This is a genomic window from Maribacter sp. Asnod2-G09 (assembly GCF_045063795.1).
GTDB lineage: Bacteria > Bacteroidota > Bacteroidia > Flavobacteriales > Flavobacteriaceae > Maribacter.
Genome location: NZ_JBEFOA010000005.1, coordinates 1,194,799 through 1,216,028, shown reverse-complemented (window position 1 = coordinate 1,216,028; position 21,230 = coordinate 1,194,799). Strand labels below are relative to the sequence as shown.

At 35.6% G+C, this 21,230-nt stretch carries 21 protein-coding genes and 1 tRNA gene; 7 read left to right on the top strand and 15 right to left on the bottom strand.

Annotation, left to right across the window (positions count from 1 at the left end; translation table 11 throughout):
- Positions 1-8: 8 nt before the first annotated feature.
- From ACJJVT_RS17260 to ACJJVT_RS17215, 10 genes are all read right to left on the bottom strand, one after another.
- Entirely contained in the window at positions 9-959 is a 951-nt protein-coding gene (locus ACJJVT_RS17260; RefSeq protein ID WP_405400365.1) for an SDR family oxidoreductase, read from the bottom strand.
- A gap of 307 nt (positions 960-1,266) precedes the next feature.
- Positions 1,267-2,988, bottom strand: a complete 1,722-nt coding sequence (locus tag ACJJVT_RS17255) for a leucine-rich repeat domain-containing protein (protein ID WP_405400364.1) — start codon at positions 2,986-2,988, stop codon at positions 1,267-1,269.
- Between the two features lie 196 nt (positions 2,989-3,184).
- Entirely contained in the window at positions 3,185-3,991 is an 807-nt protein-coding gene (locus ACJJVT_RS17250) for a hypothetical protein (protein WP_405400363.1), read from the bottom strand.
- Between the two features lie 180 nt (positions 3,992-4,171).
- Positions 4,172-5,311 (bottom strand): DUF3800 domain-containing protein, encoded by a 1,140-nt coding sequence (locus ACJJVT_RS17245; RefSeq protein WP_405400361.1) that lies wholly within the window; start codon positions 5,309-5,311, stop codon positions 4,172-4,174.
- A gap of 405 nt (positions 5,312-5,716) precedes the next feature.
- Entirely contained in the window at positions 5,717-6,247 is a 531-nt protein-coding gene (locus ACJJVT_RS17240) for a nuclear transport factor 2 family protein (RefSeq protein WP_405400359.1), read from the bottom strand.
- 288 nt (positions 6,248-6,535) lie between these two features.
- Entirely contained in the window at positions 6,536-7,414 is an 879-nt protein-coding gene (locus tag ACJJVT_RS17235) for a PhzF family phenazine biosynthesis protein (RefSeq protein WP_405400357.1), read from the bottom strand.
- A gap of 55 nt (positions 7,415-7,469) precedes the next feature.
- On the bottom strand, positions 7,470-8,006 hold the full coding sequence (locus tag ACJJVT_RS17230) for a sigma-70 family RNA polymerase sigma factor (protein WP_405400356.1): 537 nt from the start codon (positions 8,004-8,006) through the stop codon (positions 7,470-7,472).
- A gap of 185 nt (positions 8,007-8,191) precedes the next feature.
- The gene (locus ACJJVT_RS17225; protein WP_405400354.1) at positions 8,192-8,920 is read right to left on the bottom strand and encodes a hypothetical protein; all 729 of its coding nucleotides are present in this window, start codon (positions 8,918-8,920) and stop codon (positions 8,192-8,194) included.
- Positions 8,921-9,178: 258 nt separating this feature from the next.
- Positions 9,179-9,252: transfer RNA gene (locus ACJJVT_RS17220), tRNA-Ala, on the bottom strand.
- Between the two features lie 135 nt (positions 9,253-9,387).
- Positions 9,388-10,185 carry a universal stress protein gene (locus ACJJVT_RS17215; protein WP_405400352.1) on the bottom strand — a complete coding sequence of 266 codons (798 nt, stop codon included), beginning with the start codon at positions 10,183-10,185 and terminating at the stop codon, positions 9,388-9,390.
- A gap of 53 nt (positions 10,186-10,238) precedes the next feature.
- On the opposite strand from ACJJVT_RS17215, the gene ACJJVT_RS17210 reads away from it, so the two are divergent.
- From ACJJVT_RS17210 to ACJJVT_RS17180, 7 genes are all read left to right on the top strand, one after another.
- Positions 10,239-10,739, top strand: a complete 501-nt coding sequence (locus ACJJVT_RS17210) for a GNAT family N-acetyltransferase (protein ID WP_405400350.1) — start codon at positions 10,239-10,241, stop codon at positions 10,737-10,739.
- Between the two features lie 12 nt (positions 10,740-10,751).
- A complete protein-coding gene (locus ACJJVT_RS17205; RefSeq protein ID WP_405400347.1) occupies positions 10,752-12,086 on the top strand; it encodes an MATE family efflux transporter in 1,335 nt (444 codons plus the stop codon).
- A gap of 69 nt (positions 12,087-12,155) precedes the next feature.
- Positions 12,156-12,923, top strand: a complete 768-nt coding sequence (locus ACJJVT_RS17200; RefSeq protein ID WP_405400346.1) for an enoyl-CoA hydratase/isomerase family protein — start codon at positions 12,156-12,158, stop codon at positions 12,921-12,923.
- A gap of 216 nt (positions 12,924-13,139) precedes the next feature.
- Entirely contained in the window at positions 13,140-13,565 is a 426-nt protein-coding gene (locus ACJJVT_RS17195; RefSeq protein ID WP_405400344.1) for a hypothetical protein, read from the top strand.
- Positions 13,566-13,621: 56 nt separating this feature from the next.
- The gene (locus ACJJVT_RS17190; RefSeq protein WP_405400342.1) at positions 13,622-14,071 is read left to right on the top strand and encodes a 6-pyruvoyl trahydropterin synthase family protein; all 450 of its coding nucleotides are present in this window, start codon (positions 13,622-13,624) and stop codon (positions 14,069-14,071) included.
- A gap of 81 nt (positions 14,072-14,152) precedes the next feature.
- The gene (locus tag ACJJVT_RS17185; protein WP_299798966.1) at positions 14,153-15,139 is read left to right on the top strand and encodes a hypothetical protein; all 987 of its coding nucleotides are present in this window, start codon (positions 14,153-14,155) and stop codon (positions 15,137-15,139) included.
- Positions 15,140-15,213: 74 nt separating this feature from the next.
- Positions 15,214-15,978 (top strand): UDP-2,3-diacylglucosamine diphosphatase, encoded by a 765-nt coding sequence (locus ACJJVT_RS17180; protein ID WP_405400341.1) that lies wholly within the window; start codon positions 15,214-15,216, stop codon positions 15,976-15,978.
- 638 nt (positions 15,979-16,616) lie between these two features.
- Here ACJJVT_RS17180 and ACJJVT_RS17175 read toward each other — a convergent pair.
- From ACJJVT_RS17175 to ACJJVT_RS17155, 5 genes are all read right to left on the bottom strand, one after another.
- Positions 16,617-17,879: an MFS transporter gene (locus ACJJVT_RS17175; RefSeq protein WP_405400339.1), complete on the bottom strand. Its 1,263-nt coding sequence runs from the start codon at positions 17,877-17,879 to the stop codon at positions 16,617-16,619.
- Positions 17,880-17,983: 104 nt separating this feature from the next.
- Complete coding sequence (locus tag ACJJVT_RS17170) at positions 17,984-18,346, bottom strand: hypothetical protein (protein WP_405400338.1); 363 nt, start codon at positions 18,344-18,346, stop codon at positions 17,984-17,986.
- 62 nt (positions 18,347-18,408) lie between these two features.
- The gene (locus ACJJVT_RS17165; protein ID WP_405400336.1) at positions 18,409-18,792 is read right to left on the bottom strand and encodes a VOC family protein; all 384 of its coding nucleotides are present in this window, start codon (positions 18,790-18,792) and stop codon (positions 18,409-18,411) included.
- Positions 18,789-20,477, bottom strand: coding sequence for a single-stranded-DNA-specific exonuclease RecJ (gene recJ, locus ACJJVT_RS17160; RefSeq protein ID WP_405400334.1), 1,689 nt, complete (start codon positions 20,475-20,477; stop codon positions 18,789-18,791). Before recJ ends, ACJJVT_RS17165 begins: the two co-directional genes overlap by 4 nt.
- A 220-nt stretch (positions 20,478-20,697) precedes the next feature.
- Entirely contained in the window at positions 20,698-21,126 is a 429-nt protein-coding gene (locus tag ACJJVT_RS17155) for an OsmC family protein (protein WP_405400332.1), read from the bottom strand.
- Positions 21,127-21,230 lie beyond the last annotated feature (104 nt).

The following is a 21,230-nucleotide window of genomic DNA, read 5'->3' as shown; positions in this document are numbered from 1 at the left end:
TTACTAATTTACAAATTCCAAGTTACACCGGTTTCCTTTTCCGATAGCTCCCAAAGTCTTTTCATTACCGGCTTATCTTTTGCATGTGGCTCTAATTTGCACTCCCCAACGGGACCTGTCCAATAATTTTTACCTGTAGGGCCGTAAAATGCTGTTTGGTCCAAATCGGGTTCTGTAGCGCACATTAATTCTGGGTATGATCCTTTCTCTGCAGATTGCACCATTGGCGTCAGTTTCATGATTTGCCAAATGAAACGTGTCAATAAACTTCCGCTGGTTTTAATTAATGAAGTTGAAGATGCCCCAGGGTGGCAGGCATATGATTTTAAACCAGTTTTTCCTGCTGCTTTTAACCTATCTTGTAATTCATAAACTGTCATGATTTGTGCCAACTTACTTTGACTATACACTGCATTCGGATTATAATTTTTGTCCCAGTTCATATCATCGAACTGTATGGTCTTAATTCCCAAATTGTAGCCCATACTACCTACAGTCACTATTCGCCCATTCGATTCTTCAATGCGTGGATATAGCAATGCCTGCAATAAAAAGTTACCATAGTGGTTTACCCCTAACTGACTTTCAAAACCATCTTCCGTAAATGTCTGTTTTGGTACTTGGGCAATAGCAGCGTTACACATCAATGCATCTATTTGTGGTACCGTTTTCAGCACTTCTTCGGCAGCTTTTCTAACGGATGCCAATGACGCCAAGTCCATTTCTATATTACTTACCGATATGGCATTACCTAGCTCTTGTTTTAAAATTGCTATGGTATCTGCCGATTTTTTTGGGTTACGGTTCAGCATCACCACTTTCGCCCCTTTTTTCAATAAAATTTTTGCCGCCTCAAAACCTGTACCGCTCGTAGTACCCGTTATAACGAATGTTTTACCCTTAAGAGTTGTAATTCTATCGGGTGTCCACCCTTTTTTACCAAATTGCGTTGTACTCATTATATCCTGTTTTTTATATGTCTAAAGAATAGGACAAAGGTAAAATGAAGGATAGGCTTTTGCCTTACACACATTTTCGAATCTTGTGTACTTTTTGGTGGATATTAGGGTTTTAGTGGGATAGTGGGATAGTGGGATAGTGGGATAGTGGGATAGTGGGATAGTGGGATAGTGGGATAGTGGGATAGTGGGATAGTGGGATAGTGGGATAGTGGGATAGTGGGATAGTGAAAATAATAGTTATAATTCAGAATCAAAAAGATACATAAAGTATAAATGGTTAGGTAAACATTACAGCAGACACGCCCTAATAGTTACTTACCTTGATCTTTCTTTTTCTTAGTTCTTTCACCAAGTCTTTGTTGAAGAATAAATTGTTGGTTCGTTTCAAACGCGGCAAGTATTCTATATCGGCTATGCTTTTTATATGAAAACAGTCATCTTCCCCGTCCCAAAAAGGATACAACTGACCGTAAATTTCACTGCCTCCGTCAGGAGATAATTCTTCAATATCTATTAACAGGCTAGACGGAATTTTTATGTTTTTGAAATACGCTACCGCTTCCGGAAGTATGTCATATCCCCTTTCTTCAATATCGATATCATGTGTTTCGGCAAAATCATAAATAGTAAACTTTGGCAGCAGCACCTCATCTTCATACATAAGTTTTTGAATAACCAATAGCTTAAAATTGAGATCAGATTCAAACAAGAAGTCTCCTTCTGGGTATTCTGAAAGTTTTTGTTTTGCCTTGGCATCAAACAACGCCCTGTTTCTTAATTCCAAATCTAAAACACGTTTAGGAATCTTTGCCATGACCTTTGGCAATGTCTCAAACGGATTCTTCTTCAGCCCCAATACTTTTAATTGGGTCAATTGACCAATACTTTCTGGCAGTGTTTTTAATTGTGTCTGCTCTAAATGAAGCTCTTCAAGCTGGGTAAGTTCGCCCAACCAACTCGGTATTTCTTGTAAAGGGTTTTTACTAAGAATCAGCACTTTTAATTGAGACAGTTCTTTTAAGGCTACCGGTAATTCTGTAATAGCATTGTTCGCCAAATTCAATTCCGTTAAATGCTGCAGACCCGCTATACCTTCTAAATCTTTAAACTGATTGTTGTATAAACTCAAGGTTTTTAAATGAGATAATCTACTTATCTCTGCAAAATCGGTAAGCTGATTGCCATCTAGATTTAAGTATTTTAGATTTTGTAACGCAACTAAATTCTCAGGCAAAGTCTTTAGCTGATATTGGTGATCTAATGCGTTCGATGCATGCCTGCCCAATGTAAGGCTTACCAAATTTGGCAACGTATGTAGCTGATTTAAAAAGGCATATGGAATGCTATGCATATTATACACGCTTACACTACTCAGCTGCTGTAATTTTGAAACCTGTTCATTTAAAAAATCTCCAAATTCGTTCCAGACCGATAAATCTTGAAGGTTTATACAATCGTATAACTTCTCTTTTACCGCGCTATCTTCCCTGCCGTAGCCCCAATATAACTTTTGAATATAAAAAGGCGGCTTATCACCTATATTCTCTATCTCGGTAAGGTCGGTAAGTGTGTCTTCATTAAACGTACACTCTTGCAATAGCTTCTCATAAAAAGCGTCACTGGGTAGGGTGTAGAAAGCCTCTATATTATCTAAATTGCTTAAATAGGCATTCGCTATGTAAACTTCGTTCGGTTTTTTAGCTAGTTTCTTTTCAAGAGTTTCAAGCAGCCCCTCACGCAACATTAGCGTCTCGTGTAATTCTTTTTGTTCTGCGGTTCTAAACAAGCCCTTACCGCTTAAAAATTGCTTGTATTGTTTTTCGCTATTACCCAGTATGTGTTGTCTAAAATAAAAGGCATACTCCCCATGCGTATTGTTATTATTTATGTAAATCTGCAATAAAGCATAACAATCGCCTTGGGTATTATCGGTCTTAAAGAGGATGTCACCGAAGGAATTTATAGCTAGTATTTCTCTTGATTTCTGGTCTTGAAAAACGGCTTGCAGTAGCTTTTGTTGGCTCATACTTTAAAGAATTTGCTTAGGGTTCTGTTATAAATTAAAGCGATTATTAAGCCTTCTTTCATTATCTAAAAATAAGGATTAAGGTTGAGTAGCAAATATTCTGTGGTAGTAATAATTACGGCTTTGTTGAAAACTCCCGTTTCAAACATTATAATTATTTATTTAGGATATAAAGATTGCCGATCAAATAAAGTTCTTAATCCATAAACACATCGTGCCCGTTTACTAATGCGATAAATAGATGATGAAAATAATTATAGAATTCTGTAATACTTTTGTCACTGTCTTTAGGCAAATTCAAGTCTAGATAAACATACTTTTTATCTTCATTGCTAAATTTAGAATATCTGTCTTTTGGTTCAACTTGATCTGAAACAATACCACCAAATAACATTAGTAAATAGTTGATATGAGTGGTTTGCATTAGTCCATTGAGCACAGTTACTTCTAGTAATTTATTGGTGTCTATTGTTTTCTTTTTAAAGAGACTTTTGCTTAAAACGATTTCTGTTGGCTTTGAGCTTTCAAAAAATGTTTGCCCATGATTACGCATTTCGCCAAATCGTTGTCCGGTTACATTTTGATCTTCAATAAAAACTATTGTTGTTGAGTAGGGTAACCCTTTTTTATTTGATTCTTCGGCAATTGTTGCAAGCCATTTTTCACATTTTTGTGATATCGGATAAGAAACATATCCAATACAACCAAACGCTGTATTTTGAGAAATAGGGCAATTTTCGCACTTTTTCCCTAGCTGTTCTAAATGGTTAGTTTTTTCAATTAAATCAGAAACTTTTACACTTACATTTTTATTCCCTTCTGGTGTTACCAAGGTTTGTGTAAATGAAGATTCTAATGCTTCTTCTCTGGTTTTGCCACTTTCAATAATCATATTTAAAACTGCAAAACCTCTATTGCGATCTTTAATTTGATTTAAAAGTTCTTCTTGAGGTACAATTTCTTTTACTTCACAATCTCTTTGCGATATTAAATCTAATCCCATTTTGTAGTTTTAGTTGATTGACTTTAACGTTTTTGTTTGTAATTAGTTGTTTGATTAAGCACTTAATTTAGCAAACAAAAAAGCTCAAAGAATCTGATTTTAGAATCTATAAGCCTAGAATAATACTGTCTCAGATTAAGGAAGAATTTGTTTGTTTTTTACCTCAGTTCTTTGTTGTGCCTAGTTATTTAGCATTTCTTTCAGTTCTTTAAAATCTGGATTATCTAATAAATCTAATTCATTTCCAGACGCTAATTTTATTGTGTTTCTCATTTGCCTAATTCGGTTAGCCATTGGTAAAATAATTCGGTTTCCGTGTTTTATAAATGAATATAAATCTTTTTCGGAAGTTGGTATTTTGTAACCTTTTGGACTAGATGAAATTAAAATTCCTTTATCTCTTAAATTTCCAACAACTTTAGACCTAAAATACTCTTCTTTTAAAGGTTTTTCCCTACTTTGATTTAAGTGGTTAAATATCTCTTTTGTTGAAATGTATCTTGATTTATAATAAACCCTTTGATATAAAAGCAGTAGTTTTAAGAAGTTTATCTGGTCAATTTTCTGTTGGTCATTTCCACTTTCTTTTTCTATAAAATCGTTAATTCTCAAATGACTTACTTCTGCAATTAAAGGATTGAATGTATTGTCAGTATTAGATTCTACAAAATCTGAAAAATTATAATCTTTTGGGAAGAAGTTTAAATCACTTACTATTGGTTTTATTAATGTTTTGAATTCTTCGCTATATTCTGAAATTTTGATTTCGTCATAAATATATCCAAGTGTTCCAGCGATTAAATCTGCTATCTGTATTAAATTACTCTGTTTACTATTTTCAATTCCAAATTGAGAACCTGAAAACAAAGTTTTTTGATGATGTTTATTTACATAAGCTTTAAACTCCAACATATAATCGTTTCCTCCGTGTTCATCCACGTACAATTCCAATTGAGGAAAAATTCGGAATAATTCCTTGTATAAAAGATTATTTAAATATTTATAAAATGATTTTTTATAACTAAATCCTTTCCCTTTTAATTTTCTTTTATCTACGATTACTGCGTAAACTGATAAATCTAAATTAACTACGTCAGATAATACTCTTATTCTCCTTTTATGGTTTTTTGAAATTCCACTTGATTTAATTTCTCCAGTTTGGAAATTGTGTTTTTTTCGTATTTCGTCTACTGAATTTTCAAGTTCCGTAACTTTGTCTGAATTACAAATTACAGTGGCAACAATAAAGTGACTTCCTTGAGTTGAAAATTGGAAAGAATTATTACCATATTCATCTGCAAAAGCTGTAATTTTATTCATATTCGGCAGTTTTTTTAATTAGGCACAACAACGGTATAAAGCAACAAGTTACTTTACACCTAAATATTAAATAAAATAATTACATTCTAAAACGGCAGGGGAAGTAATGTTTTAGAACCGATCAACAAGGTAGTATTTTTCTTCAATGTAGTATTACGGGTAACCGTAAAAGAAAAGTACGAGGTACGAAGTTTGAAGTACGAGGTATAAAATAGTTAGGAGTTAGGAGTTAGGAGTTAGGAGTTAGGAGAAAAAATAGTATTAAGTAATGAGTACTAAGTCTTAAGTATATAGCTATACAGATACCCGTAAAAGGATGTGAATTGGCTTTTCAGTTCAAAAAAGATAAAAAGCAAAACCCAGAAAAAGCTTCTGGGTTTTATATGAATACGACAGGTTCATTTATTATTCTGTAGGAGGTTGTAGCGTGTAACCCGCAGACGTCATTACATTTAATTGATCGTAATAATGCGCCATCATTGTAATTTTACCCTCTTCAACAACACATGTAACCTGTGCAGGAATCGCAATTTCTTGACCGGTTTTCTTATTTGAAATAGTGTCTGTAGTCCACACCATGACCCATTCTCCCTCGTTTATGCCACCAGTTACTTTTATCGGTGCATAAGATGTGTTTGGGTCAATTGAATGTGTAGAAGTTGCAAAACTTTCTTTATAATATTCAGACAATTGAGAAGGGTTCATTACGTTAGTAGGACCTCCGCTGAGACCATATATTTTCGCGTCATCTGCCAATTGCGCTATCATAGTTTCCAAATCTTCGTTTTGCACTGCATTTACGTAATTTGATACAACAGCTACATTGGCTTCTGCATTCTCAAAATCCATAGTAGCCGAAACTTCTTGTGCGGTATTGATAAATGGTGTTAAAAGCACAGCAAGCATAAAAAGCATAGTCATCTTAATAGTTCTCATAATATATAATTTTTGGTTATTATTCTAGTCAATAAGTGTTTTACCACAAAGGGGGAATAATTTTACCGGCAATACATATTAGGGGAATTTACTTGCATCAATACTGCTTTAACAAAAAACATTGTTTAGACACAATATCTTAATCCTTAGAAAGTTAGTGATTATTTTTAATATTTCTAAATCTTAAAATAAATTAATATGGTATTCCCATTTTAAAATTCAAAGTGTATGAAAAATTCTATTGGAGTATAAAGTATTAAGTACAAAGTGATTGGTTGCTTTTACTGCTTATAACTTAACTTCCAATTCACGTACCACTACCCCTTTACCACCAGCCATGAGTCCAGTTATTGTTTCATTCTCTATTTGCAATTGTACTTCAATAGCACTTGATGATGACGGACTCATATATTTACCTTGCTGAATTTTAAAATTGGTTTGCTTTTGCTGCAACACATCAAACAAATAACTAGCTAAAGGACCTGCGGCCATACCCGTTGCTGCTTCTTCTAAAATACCATAGCGTGGCGCGAACATTCTTGTTGTCGCATCTATTTCTGCTACTCCATCAATTGTAAACACATAATATCCTATCAAATTAAATTCCTCGCTAATGTTTTCTATGGCATCAAAATGTGGTGTAATATCTTCTAGCGTTTTTACATCTTTCACGGGAATCAATAGAAAAGAATTACCGGTATTGACTACTTGCATTGGTGCATTTGGCAAGAGGTCTGTTTTGGTCAATCCTAGGGAATTTAAAATATCGTTTTCCCTATCTGCAGGGTCTACATATGTTGGTGCTAATTGCTCCATAAAAGCCAAATCGCCCTGAATTTCTATTTTTCTGTTTCCATCAATTGTTTCTTTTGAAGAGGAATTGCCCTTTAATAACCCCAACTGTTTTAAGTACGAGAATGCGGCTATAGTAGCATGCCCACAATGCGCTATCTGCTTGGTGGGAGTATAGAAATCTAGCTTAAAATCTGCCGTATTGGATTTAGAAATAAAAGCGGTTTCAGAGAGCCCCACTTTTTTGGCAACATGTAATTTATCTTCATGAGATAGTGTATCTGCATCTAAAACGACACCTGCCGGGTTACCACCCTTATCATTTTCTGTAAAGGCATTTAGTATTTGTACGGTTACTTTTTTTAATTCGCTCATCTTATCTTTTTAAGGTTTATACCAGATAGACGGCGGACTCTAAAAAAAGACGTAGCTATTCTTCATTATTTTCAAAATCGAGCAGTTTACCTGAACGATCAGATGTTACATTGGGGCAAGACAACAGTTGAACCTTTAATATTTCTCTAGCTTTTTGAACTCTAGATTTCGTGCCTGAATACGAGATATTCAAATGCTGGGCAAGCTCTTTTTGCGAGTATTCTTGAAAGGTGGTCAATACAATTGCTTCTTTATGCTGTGCTGATAATTGCCCTATTTTTTGGTTGATGCAGTTAGTAAGCTTGGCATAGTCAAAATCTCCCGACTGTTCTTCTGCCAGATCAATTTCATCAATAGCTACTGTGCTTTTGCCTTGTTTTCTAAAATGGTCGATTATAGTGTTTCTTGTAATCTGATACACCCAACTTGTTAGTTTAGAGGTATGTTGTAGCTGATGGATTTTGGTCTGTATTTTTAAGAATACTTCTTGATGAATGTCTTTTGACACTTGCTCGTCTTTGATCTTACCCAAAATGAAATGATACAATTCTTCATTAAGGTCTAGCCAAATGGTATTGATTTCATTATTCATTTCGTACAGTAAAACTAGGTTTATTTAAGATAATTGACGTAACCAATTTAACTATTAAAAACATATAGTTAGTTAAAGTGGTCATGTGGTAACTTTCATTTCATACAACATAGCCGATAGTTCTAAAATAAAAAAGGCTCCCAAAACTGGGAGCCTTTTTTAATATTTTATAAGAAACCATTTATCTAATTTCTAACATAAACTACATTATCACCAGAGTAATTTGTAAAATATAATAATCCATCTTGTTCTATCTGTACTACCAAATCTTGTGTACTGGTCTGGTTTACTGGGTAATTATCTGGGCTAGGTTGTATCGTAACCAATTCTAAATATCCATTTCCTAGTAGTTTAAAGTGTAATTGATATGCTACTCCGTCATACGTTTCATATGAAGTGGCCGTATATTCTTTGTTGATGGATAAAAACACTTTATCCGTTCTTTCCTCATTGTCATTACTGATTTGTTCATAAGATAGAAAAGACCAATTGCCAACTAACCTTCTATGATCTGTCATGTACACCGTAGAATAAGACTCATTGGTGTTTGCAGGAGAAAACTTTATAATATTAGAAGCGTCTACATCTAAATCAATTACTTCCCAATTACTTAATACTTTATCTTCTGTATAAATATCTACATAGTAACTCTTTTCCTCTAAATTTTCTGAAATTGAAATTTTGCCAGTAGCGTCTATATTACCCGAAAAGACTGCGTTTACTTCATTGAAATAATCTTCTTTGGTATCGTATACCTTTACCATAAAGTCTGTATACTCATAGTCATTTGAGTATTCTTCTACTTGATCTAGGTCTATTTGAATATTTATAAGGTTTAATTGTTCTTCTGTATCATTACTGGAGCAACCGAATAAACATAGAATAGACAGGTAAGTGAAAATAATTTTCTTCATTTTAATGATTTTCTTTTGGGGGTTGTATGTATCATCAATAATCGTGTTATAATAACATTTTAATGATCGTGATATTGTACATCTAAAGAAAATGTAAAATGGCTTTAGGAGGAAGTAATGCGTAAACTAGTGTTTAGTAAATGGAATTTATTCACGGGAGGACGCTCTATTCTTTTAGTATTATAGTGAAACTAAACACTTGAATTAATCTTCGAAATAGCAACAAAAAAAGGCTCCCATTACTGGAAGCCTTTTACGTGGAGAATACCGGATTCGAACCGGTGACCTCTTGCCTGCCAGGCAAGCGCTCTAGCCAACTGAGCTAATCCCCCTAAATTTCTTAATCTCAATTCAATATCGAAACGACCTTCCCGAATGCTTTTGGAACGCACAAGAAAACTACGCTAATCCCCCGCTTTTCGAGAAGCTCAAAGAAAACCTATTTTACTATGCTAACAAAGTACTACTTAATCTTTCTTTACACTTAATACCAAGACCGGTACAGGGGCGTAAAACTCCGATTTTGAAATAGTGCTCTTTTCCCATAATTTCTTGAAAAAACCACGTTTTCTTCTAAAAACACACAATAAATCGGGGTGTTTTGCTTGAAAATGCTCTAAAACACCATGATACGTTGTTGAGTTTTCTGTAAAGGTCAATTGAGAACTTATGTCCATCAATGCCGTATTAATCTTTAAATCGTCATCTGAATATCCTGGTGTTTTCACCATCAATAAATTCACATTGGCGTTGTGCTTGTTCTTAATCTCAATTAACGGATCAAGAATTCTTTTTCTTTTTAGAATTCCAGATTTAAAGGCTACCAAAATGTTTGTAAACGACTTATACGCTGTTCCTTTTGGTACGATCAATGCTGGTATGTTCGTTCTTTTAATAATGGCTCCAGAAGTTTGTCCTAAATAATTCTCTTCTTTAATATCATTACTTCTTGGTGCCAAAATAATTAGGTCAATACCAATTCCCTTATCAATTTCTTTTAATCCGTCTTTTAACTCACCGTTAAAGCTTGCTATTTTTATAGAGACATCTTTTGTATCTACTGTGCCTACTACTTCCTTTAATCTTTCCTTTGAATTATCGGCTACCTTTTGTGTTATATTGGCAAGCGTTCCTGTTTTTCCGCTGACATTAAAAACTTCCATTACATATATTTCTGCACCAAAGTCTTGTGCAAAATCTACTGCATATTGTAATGTTTGATTCGCATTTGAGGAGGTCCCGATCGGAACAAGAATATTCATCATGATAAAAAGTGTTGTTTATAACTCTAAATTTACAATTTAATTAAATCGCTTTTATGATAGCACCGGCAAAGATATCGCAAATACCTAAAATTCTTATCATGACAGATGCTTGTAGAATTGCTATGGAAGCCAATGGAATTTACCAATGGACGACCGATTACCCTTCTAAACAGGCATTTGAAAATGACATTGAACGCGATGAACTTTATGTGCTTCAAAATGATAACGAAATAGTAGGTTGTATTGTTGTTTCCCTTTTTATGGATGAAGAATACACTTCTGTAAACTGGCTAACAGAAAATGTAAATAACTACTATATTCATCGCCTAGCCGTGCACCCTAAACATCAAGGTAAGGGTTTTGCTCAGCGTTTAATGGACTTCGCTGAAAACTTTGCCAGAGAAAACAATGCTGTATCCGTTAGGTTAGATACCTTTAGCCAGAACAAAAGAAATAAGAAATTTTACGAGCAACGTGGTTATACAAAATTAGGAGATATCTTTTTCCCCAACCAAAGCAAGCATCCTTTTCATTGCTACGAACTTGTACTATAGAAACCCTATTTTTTGAAGACTTCAGTTAATTTAAAATCTATAAATGCCTTGGCAATCCCAGCAACTATTGCGGGTATTGCAGAACCTTTGTTGTCGATAACCGATACTGCTATTGTGGGTAATATTCCGGTAGACGGATTAGAATCTCTTGCCGCAGCAGGTATTGTAGGTTCTTTTCTTTCGATGCTCATCTGGATTCTTGGGCAAACGCGTAGTGCTATATCCTCCATTATTTCGCAGTATTTAGGTGCCGGTAGACTAGAAGAAGTCAAAACATTACCCGCACAGGCTATTTACCTCAATATTGCTTTGAGTATTCTGGTTTTGCTGTCTACCATTTTTGTGATTCAAGAAATTTTTGAACTTTTAAATGCTAAAGGAAAAATACTGCAGTACTGCATTAGCTACTACTCCATTCGCGTTTGGGGGTTTCCTTTAACTTTATTCGTTTTCGCGGTGATGGGTATTTTCCGCGGATTACAGAATACCTATTGGCCCATGGTCATCGCTATTACCGGTGCAGTTTTAAATGTTATTCTAGATTTTGCTTTTGTATACGGCATTGAAGGATTCATACCTGCCATGTATTTAGAAGGTGCCGCTTATGCTAGTTTGCTTGCGCAAGCGATTATGGCACTAATGGCATTCTACCTACTTTGGACGAAGACCGATATTAGCTTGAAATTTAAATTACCCGTTCACCAAGAACTTGGTCGTTTGGTTATTATGAGCTTAAATTTATTTGTTCGTGCCATTGCCTTGAATACCGCACTTATTCTTGCCGTAAGAGAAGCAACCGCGCTTGGCGATAAATATATTGGTGCACATACTATTGCTATTAACCTTTGGCTATTTTCTGCCTTTTTTATTGATGGTTATGGTGCTGCCGGTAATATTATGGGCGGTAGATTATTGGGAGAACGTAATTATGACGGACTCTGGTTATTGGCTAAAAAGATTACGAAATACGGACTCATAGTCAGTCTAGTCATTATGGCTTTGGCTACTATTTTCTATAAACCTTTAGGTAGCTTGTTTTCTAACGAGCCTTTGGTGCTTTCTGCTTTTTACGGCATCTTCTATATCATTATTCTAGGTCTTCCTTTTAATAGCACCGCTTTCGTTTTAGACGGAGTTTTTAAAGGTTTAGGTGAGATGAAATATTTACGAAACACCTTGCTAGTAGCTACCTTTTTAGGGTTTGTGCCAATGCTGTTCTTAGGAAAATATCTTCACTGGGGATTAACAGGAATATGGCTTGCCTTCACCGTTTGGATGTTTATAAGGGGTGGTGCACTGGTATGGAAATTCAGAAACAAATTCAAACCTTTATTGCAAAATCCGTAATTTTGTATAAGCTACTTCAAGACAAATCTCTAAGTAGGTAATCTCGATTATCGAGTAAAATAAAATGCTATGGTCACTTCAAGAAAAAATGGAAGTTTATATACACGAATAGATGGTAAAGTTGCTCATGTAGAGTTTGGGCATCCTGCTAGTAATTCATTCGTTTCTGAACTTCTAGAACGCTTAACAGATACAATTAATGAACTTTCTGAAGATCAAGCCATATCTGTTATTCTATTAAAATCTGAAGGAGAAAAAGCATTTTGTGCCGGTGCTTCTTTTGATGAGTTACTTGAAGTGTCTAACCTTGAAGAAGGTAAGGCATTCTTTAGTGGATTTGCCCATGTCATAAACGCCATGCGTAAATGCAAGAAGGTAATTGTTGGTCGCGTACATGGTAAAACTGTTGGTGGTGGCGTAGGTCTTGCCGCTGCTTGCGATTATGTATATTCTAACGTAAATGCATCTATTAAACTTTCTGAGCTTAGTATTGGTATTGCACCTTTAGTAATTGCACCTGCCGTTGCCCGTAAAATAGGTAATGCCGCTATGGGCGAAATGTCTTTGGCACCTACGGAATGGAAAAGTGCTTATTGGGCTCAAGAAAAAGGACTGTTCAATAAAGTATATGACTCTGCAGACGAAATGGATAAAGAACTTGACTTCTTCATTCATAAATTGGCAAGCTATAATGCCGAAGCTTTAACCGAATGGAAGAAAGTTTTGTGGGAAGGTACCGACCATTGGGATACCTTATTGACAGAACGCGCAGCTATCACCGGTAAATTAGCCCTTTCTGATTTTACTAGAAAAGCACTGTCAAAATTTAAAAAATAAACAATAACTGAAACAGCTATTCGTTCTGTTTCTAAATCATTAGTATGGAGTTTTTTCAATTTTTAAACGGCAACCTCGTATTTCCAGTTCTTGCACTTTCTGTTTTAATCATTTATGTAGTGAACAAAATGCGTGCGAAAAAGAAATATAAGAGGTAATTCAAGTCGTCTCTACGCAACGAATTGGTATTTGAACATCTTATAAAAAACCAGTTTTATGTTCGCAAAAATCATACTAGCATTTCTATCTCTATTCTTAGTTGCTTGCAACGATAATGACGATGCTGAACAGCAAGATTGTTCTGAAGCCATTTGTACACTTAATTTTGTAACTATAACCGTAAGCGTTAAAGATGCGTCGGGTGAACCAGTATCCCTTGACAGCTATGAGATTATCGATAATGAAACTGGTAAAAACCTTGCTGCAGATTTCAACGGTGACGAATATCAATACCTCAAAGAACAAGGCTTCTATCCTATTCTTAGTGACGCAAATCGGGTTCAATATCAAAATTCGACCGCTACACTGACTTTTAAAGGTATTATTGACAATAAAGAGGTCATCAACGAAACTTATGAAGTTACTGCAGACTGTTGCCACGTTAATTTAATCTCTGGAAATACCGAGATTGTTTTAGAATGATTTCTTCTTATAAATCCTTTTAAAGATTCCCTACCTTTGCCATATAATTATAGGTCATGAGCAATATTCGTATTACCAAACAATTCAATTTTGAAACCGGACACGCACTTTACGGGTATGACGGTAAATGTAGAAATGTACATGGTCATAGTTATAAATTATCCGTTACCGTTATTGGCAGACCTATTACAGACACCAGCCACGTAAAATTAGGGATGGTAATCGATTTCGGAGATCTTAAAAAAATAGTCAAAGAAGATATCGTTGATGTTTTTGATCACGCTACCGTATTCAATAAAAATACTCCTCACGTAGAACTGGCCAAAGAATTGACCGATAGAGGGCACAACGTTATCTTGGCAGATTACCAACCTACAAGTGAAAATATGGTCATAGATTTTGCCACGAAAATAAAATCTCGCCTTCCTGAAAACATTTCTTTATTCTCTTTAAAACTGCAAGAAACAGATACTTCTTTTGCAGAGTGGTATGCCAGTGACAATTAAGTTCAACAAAACTTAACCATATACTTACTTTACAAGCTTTTAAATTGTTTTATTTTTAGGGAATCTCCTTAATATAACAACATGACAAAGCATCATATTTACTGGTGGAATCTTGAAAATCTATTTGATGTAGAAAATTCTCCGAGACGAAGTGAATTTTTAAATAACCATTTAGGTAAGGAACTTGACGGATGGAACGCTGCTATTCTTAATAGGAAAATTGCGAACCTAACCGCAGTCATATCAAAATTCAACGATGGTAAAGGTCCTGATTTATTGGGAGTTTGTGAGGTAGAAAATGAATATGTTATCGAATTACTTATTGATGCCATGAGCACGGCACTTGACAAGAACTATGGTTATGTTATCTCTGAAGGAGAAGATAAACGAGGTATTGATACAGCGCTTATTTATGACAAGACCAAATACGGACCTGAGCAACAAACTTTCAGTCTACGTATTATAAAACGAAATACCACAAGAGATTTATTTCAAGTACACATCAACACTGCCAATGGCAACAAGCTGGTATGTGTACTTAACCATTGGCCTTCTAGATCTGGCGGTGAACTTGAGAGTGAACCATTTAGAATTATGGTAGCGGAAAATTTATCGTACTGGATCGAAAGAATTTACGAAGAACAAGGTAATGATGCCAATATCATATTAATGGGAGATTTCAATGACAACCCTTATAACAAGAGTATTACAGCATATTTAAAGGCTATCAATAACAAAGCCTTGGTGAAAAGTAATAGAGTGCGCCTAAAGTACTTTTATAATGTAATGCATCGATTTTTAGATGCTCAAATAGGTACATTCGTATTTGGTAATGAGTATAATATGTTAGATCAGTTTATGATTTCTAAAAGTATTTTGTCAGAGAAGTCAGAATTACCATTTAAATTGAGTACAGTAGAAATCATTGCATACCCTGAGCTTACTTCTGGATCTTACCAGAAACCTGTAAAGTTTGGTAGACCCAATTCTTCAACCTTCAATGAGAAAGGGTTTAGTGATCACCTACCCATAAAAATAGTACTGAACGAAAAAGATGTTGCCGTTTGATTTAGAATTGCATTCTCTTATTTTGACCCGTGTATTCCCGTGGTACGCAAAACAGTTATTATATTTACATCCTGATGACGAACATTGAACTTCCCGCAGGAAAAAAAGTATATTTTGCTAGTGATAACCACCTAGGCGCACCTACTATGGAAGAAAGTAGAGTGAGAGAGCTAAAGTTTATTCGTTGGCTAGATACGATCAAGTCGGATGCCGGAGTCATTTTCTTAATGGGTGATTTGTTCGATTTTTGGTTTGAATATACCACCGTTATCCCAAAAGGATTTACCAGAACACTAGGAAAGCTTGCAGAACTGTCTGATGCCGGTATACAAATACACTACTTTGTTGGTAATCATGATCTTTGGATGAACGGTTACTTTGAAGAAGAATTAAACATACCTGTTTACCACAAACCTCAGCAATACTCCATTAACGGAGCTTCTTTCTTTATAGGCCACGGTGACGGACTAGGACCAGACGATAAGGGATTCAAGAGAATGAAGAAGGTCTTTACCAACCCATTAGCCAAATGGTTCTTTAGATGGTTACACCCAGATATCGGAGTTCGCTTGGCAAAACACCTTTCTGTTAGTAATAAACTGATTAGTGGCGATGATGATGCCAAGTTTTTAGGTGAAGACAAAGAATGGTTAGTGCTATATGCCAAACGAAAATTAGAAACGCAACATTACGACCATTTCATTTTTGGTCATAGACATCTTCCTTTAGAAATAGAATTAAAAGAAAATTCAAAATATACCAATCTTGGAGATTGGATCGGTTACTACACTTATGCCGAGTTTGATGGTCAGCAACTTTCACTGAAAGAATTCAGCTAAATTTCATCAAAAACATCGATGAAATACACAAATTTAAATGTAATCCTTTTCTTACAACAAGAATTGAGCAGTTCACAACAATAGTTTTATAAAACTAGTTCTTCGTTATATCTTTACAGTGTTATTAAGTTTGAGTGTTGACCCAAATCTTCACATTACCTACAAGTTTCCCCAGCTTAAAACCCAAATTTTAAGTGTACCTACTTTAAAGAACAGCCCCTATTTTAGGGGCTTTTTCGTTGTTTTAACTTTTTTACTTCAATTATTATTTGTTAATCTATAAAATCTCATAAATTTTTTAAAATCGAAATGCTATTCATTTACACTTCAGAAAAAGCAAATAATTTACATTTTTTATATGATGTCTTTTTTACAAAATCATACTTATTCAGGTTAAAAATATCACCAAACAACATGTAATCCTTTTCTTACATGTTAAAAGTAGCACTTCACAACAAAAGTTAGTGTAAACTACCAATCGGTTATACCTTTACACTGTTGTTAAGATTAAGTGTTGATTCCCAAATCTTCAGTTTACCTACAAGTTCCCCCGCTTAATGACCCAAACATTAAGCATTACCTACAATAAAAAAAGCCCCTTTTTAAGGGGCTTTTTTTATGAACTATAACTACCTACTTTAACTCTCATGCTCTTCAACATCTTTCTGTAAATCGAGCTTTCTAAATTTAGGCGAAACAATTGCCGTAAGCCCCACCGTTAATAAAGTCATGGTGCCGCCAAAAACAACTGCTGTTACCGTGCCCATCAATTTTGCTGTTACTCCGCTTTCAAATGCACCAAGTTCATTTGATGAACCCACAAACATTGAATTTACAGAAGCTACTCGCCCACGCATGTTATCGGGAGTCTTTAATTGTAATATCGTTTGTCTTATAATCATTGACACCCCGTCTACCGCTCCGCTTAAGAACAAGGCGATAACAGACAGCCAGAAATAGGTAGATAATCCAAAGACAATCATACATATTCCGAATCCGAATACGGCGAATAATAATTTCTTTCCTGCATTTTTATGTAATGGAAACCTCGTAGAACCCAACATGGTTAACGCAGCACCAACTGCTGGTGCAGCTCTTAAAACGCCGAAGCCTTCTGATCCTACATGTAATATATCTTGCGCAAAAATGGGCAACAATGCCACAGCACCACCAAAAAGTACGGCGATCATATCTAAGGCCAAAGCACCTAATACTGCTCTGGTTTTAAATACAAAGGTTAACCCTTCTTTTAAACTCTGAAAAACAGGTTCTCCTATCTTAGGATTAAGAATTGGTTTCTTCGAAATATTGAAAAGTGCAGTCAATGCCAATAACGAAAAACCGAAAATGACACACATAGACCAATGTACGCCTATAAGACTAATGGAGAATCCTGCTAATGCGGGACCTAGTACAGATGCCATTTGCCAAGTAGTACTACTCCATGTAGCAGCATTCGGATATATTTTTTTTGGTACAATTAAAGCTATTAATGAAAATATAGTGGGACCAAGAAAGGCACGAACTAATCCGCCACAGAATACCAAGGCGTAAATTCCGTAGAGAATAACTTTGGTTTCATAGCTTTCCAAAACAGAAGGCAGACTTAGCATAAACAGACCGAAGCTAATGACCGAGAAACCACAAATACACTTTATCAGCAAATTGCGCTTCTCTTTTTGATCTACGATATGACCCGCAAAAAGTGCCATGCTTACTGCTGGTATCACTTCCATCAAACCAATAATACCTAATGACAATGGGTCTTTCGTCATTGAATACACTTGCCACTCTATAACAATGAATTGCATAGACCAGGCAAAAACCATGGCAAAACGAACTAGAAGAAAAATATTGAATTCCTTAAATCTTAAGGCAGCATAGGGATCATTAACGCTCATAGTGCTATCGCTAAATAGAGTCCAAAAATATTTAATAAATTAAAGAGCAGTAAGCGATTGAGTGACTAATTAATCGATGGAAGTAATAAGAATTTTATTGCATCCTATTCAATGCCTAATTCTCTGAAATAGGAATCTAACTCTAACCTAAATAACGTACCATTTATTAAATCTCTAACCTCAATGGCTTCTTGATAGCTTACCGCAAAGGTTACTTGCTGAGCGGGAGTGTTCAATAACAATGACCGACAAGTTTCTTTCGTTTTGCAATCTCCACAAAGATTCCCCTTTCCGTTTTCTACAGTATCTTTAATACAAGTGGCAAAATAACGTAATTCGCTTTGGGTAAGCAATAGTCCGATATCCCTGAAAATCACTTGTACTTTATTGGATTGGGTGGGATTCTCTTTTTTCCATTGGAAGGCTATTCCAAAATCATTCTGGTAAATAGGATGTATATCGTTCATAAGAATCTTCATATTTAGTATAAATATATAGATCTTATTTAGAACAATTATAAATAGTATTGTTAAATCGTAATTTCTATTTGATTCCCTTCTGGGTCGAGAATGACACTTTCGTAGTAGCCATCGCCTGTAGTTCTAGGCTCACCGGCAATTGTGAATCCGTTTTCTCTCAACTTTTCAGTCAAAAAATCTACTTGTTCTTTTGATCCTACCGACATGGCAAAATGTATGAATCCGGTATTTACTTTATTCTCAGAAGCGGCATAAATCGTTGGTTTATGCATAAGTTCCAACCTTGCACCATCAGTAAAACTTAAAAAGTAAGAGGTAAATTCTTTCGTAGGGTTGTGATATTTTTCTCCTGCTACGGCATTAAAATATGTTTCATAAAATGCCCGCATTGCTTCTAAATCAGTAACCCAAATAGCGATATGTTCTATTCTCATTTGATGTCTTTTAATTTCAACTGTAAGCTAACATTACCTTGCCATTCATTTTCATCAATAGAAAAAACAGCGCTAAATGGCTTTCTACCCGTTACCAACGATAGTTTATCACCCATATTAAAGCCGATGCCGTCAATTTTATGACTGCCATGCTGAACAACAGCGACTTTTAAATGTGCTTCTTCTTTACCGACACCTTTGGCATAACCGGTATCTTTTAAATCTTCTGCCATGAATATCGGAGATATATTACCGGGACCAAAAGGGGCAAACTGCTTTAGAATTCGCATTAATTTCGGAGTGATATCTTGCAACTCAATAACCGTATCTATTGTAATTTCTGGTATTAACATCTGCGGATCAATGCTCTCTTTCACCACTTTCTCGAACTGATGCTTGAAATTATTATACTGCTCTTCTAGCAAGGTCAATCCTGCGGCATATTTATGTCCGCCGAACTGCTCAATATAATCTGCACAACCTTCTAGGGCATTATACACATCAAACCCTCTGACCGATCGTGCCGATGCTGCCAACTTATCGCCACTTTTGGTAAAAACCAAGGTGGGTCTATAATAGGTTTCCGTCAATCGTGATGCTACTATACCAATCACTCCTTTATGCCAAGAATCTTTATAGACGACAGAAGTGAAACCTTCTTCTTCTTGATTCTCTTGAATTTGACCCAGTGCCTCTATCGTAATTTCTTGATCTAAACCTCTTCTATCGGTATTGAATTTTTCGATTTCAGCAGCAAACTGTATGGCTTGATCCATATTGGTCTCGGTCAAAAGATTTACCGCATATTGACCATGTTTCATTCTACCGGCAGCATTAATTCTAGGTGCAATAATGAACACTACATCGGTAATGGTAAGCTCTGTTTTATTAATCTGATTGATAATAGCTTTGAATCCAGTCCTAGGTTGCTGATTGATAACCTGCAAGCCATAAAAAGCCAGTATTCGATTCTCTCCGGTTATTGGTACAATATCTGCCCCGATTGCAGTTGCCACTAAATCAAGGTAATATATGACGTCGTCAATAGTTTCTCCTCTTCGAGAACCTAATGCCTGAATCAATTTAAAACCAACTCCGCAACCACATAATTCATCATACGGATAGCTACAATCTTCTCGTTTTGGATCCAGAATTGCCACGGCATCGGGCAATGTTTTTCCAGGTCTGTGGTGGTCACAAATGATGAAATCAATTTCCCTATCTTTTGCGTAAGCTACTTTGTCAATTGCTTTCACTCCGCAGTCTAACGCAACGATTAATGTAAATCCGTTATCCTCTGCAAAATCGATTCCCTTGAACGACACTCCGTATCCCTCATCATACCGATCGGGAATATAGGTCGCCACATTCGGGTAATAACTCAACAGGTACGATGACATTAAAGCAACGGCCGTAGTACCATCTACATCATAATCGCCATACACCAGAATATTCTCACCGTTAGCAATAGCTTCTTCAATTCTGTTCACCGCAATATCCATGTCCTTCATTAAAAAAGGATCATGCAAATCTTCTAACTGCGGACGAAAAAAATTCTTCGCCTCTTCATACGTAGAAATTCCTCTTTGTAATAACAACTGCGCCACCAAATCATCGACCTTTAACGCATCGGCTAAAGCATCGATATCTTCTTGTTTCGGTTTTGGTTTTATTGTCCAGCGCATTCTATTCAGTGTTCAGTTTACAATTTCAGTTGGCAGTTCTCAGTAACAGTTCTCAGTATCAGTTCTCAGTATCAGTTCTAAGTAACAGTTGGCAGTATCAGTTGTCAGTGTTCAGATTATAATCGATATCGTCTTTGCGAGGCACGAAGCAATCTCTAACTTAGGTGTACCAAACAAACAGATTGCTTCTTCCGATTGCTATCGGAATCGCAATGACGTTTTACTTCTTATGAAAAACAGTCTTAATATCTAGCTCGGCGAATTGTCTGAACATTTCCATTACTCCGCAATACTTTTCTACAGATAAGTCTACTGCTCTTTGTAGTTTTTTCTCGTTTAGGTCTTCACCATGAAAATGATATTCTATACCAACCTTATCATAAAACTTAGGATGCTCATCTGTTAAGTTTGCAATGGTTTCAATGTGAAATTCATCGACCTCCAATTTCATCTTCTTAATCAATGCAGCGACATCTAAACCTGAACAACCTGCTAATGAAGAAAGCATTAATGCTTTTGGTCTAAATCCGCTACCGTCACCACCATCTTCTTTGGCGATATCTATTCGTAGCGAATGTCCTGAAGGATTATTACTTTCGAAAGACATGTTGCCCAACCACTTTGTGCTAATATGATTTGTTGTACTCATAATTTTATGTTTTTTGTAGGCTACAAAAATACAACAATATAGGGTGGTTTTTCTAGGAGTTAGGAGTTAGGAGTTAGGAGTTAGGAGTTAGGAGTTAGGAGTTA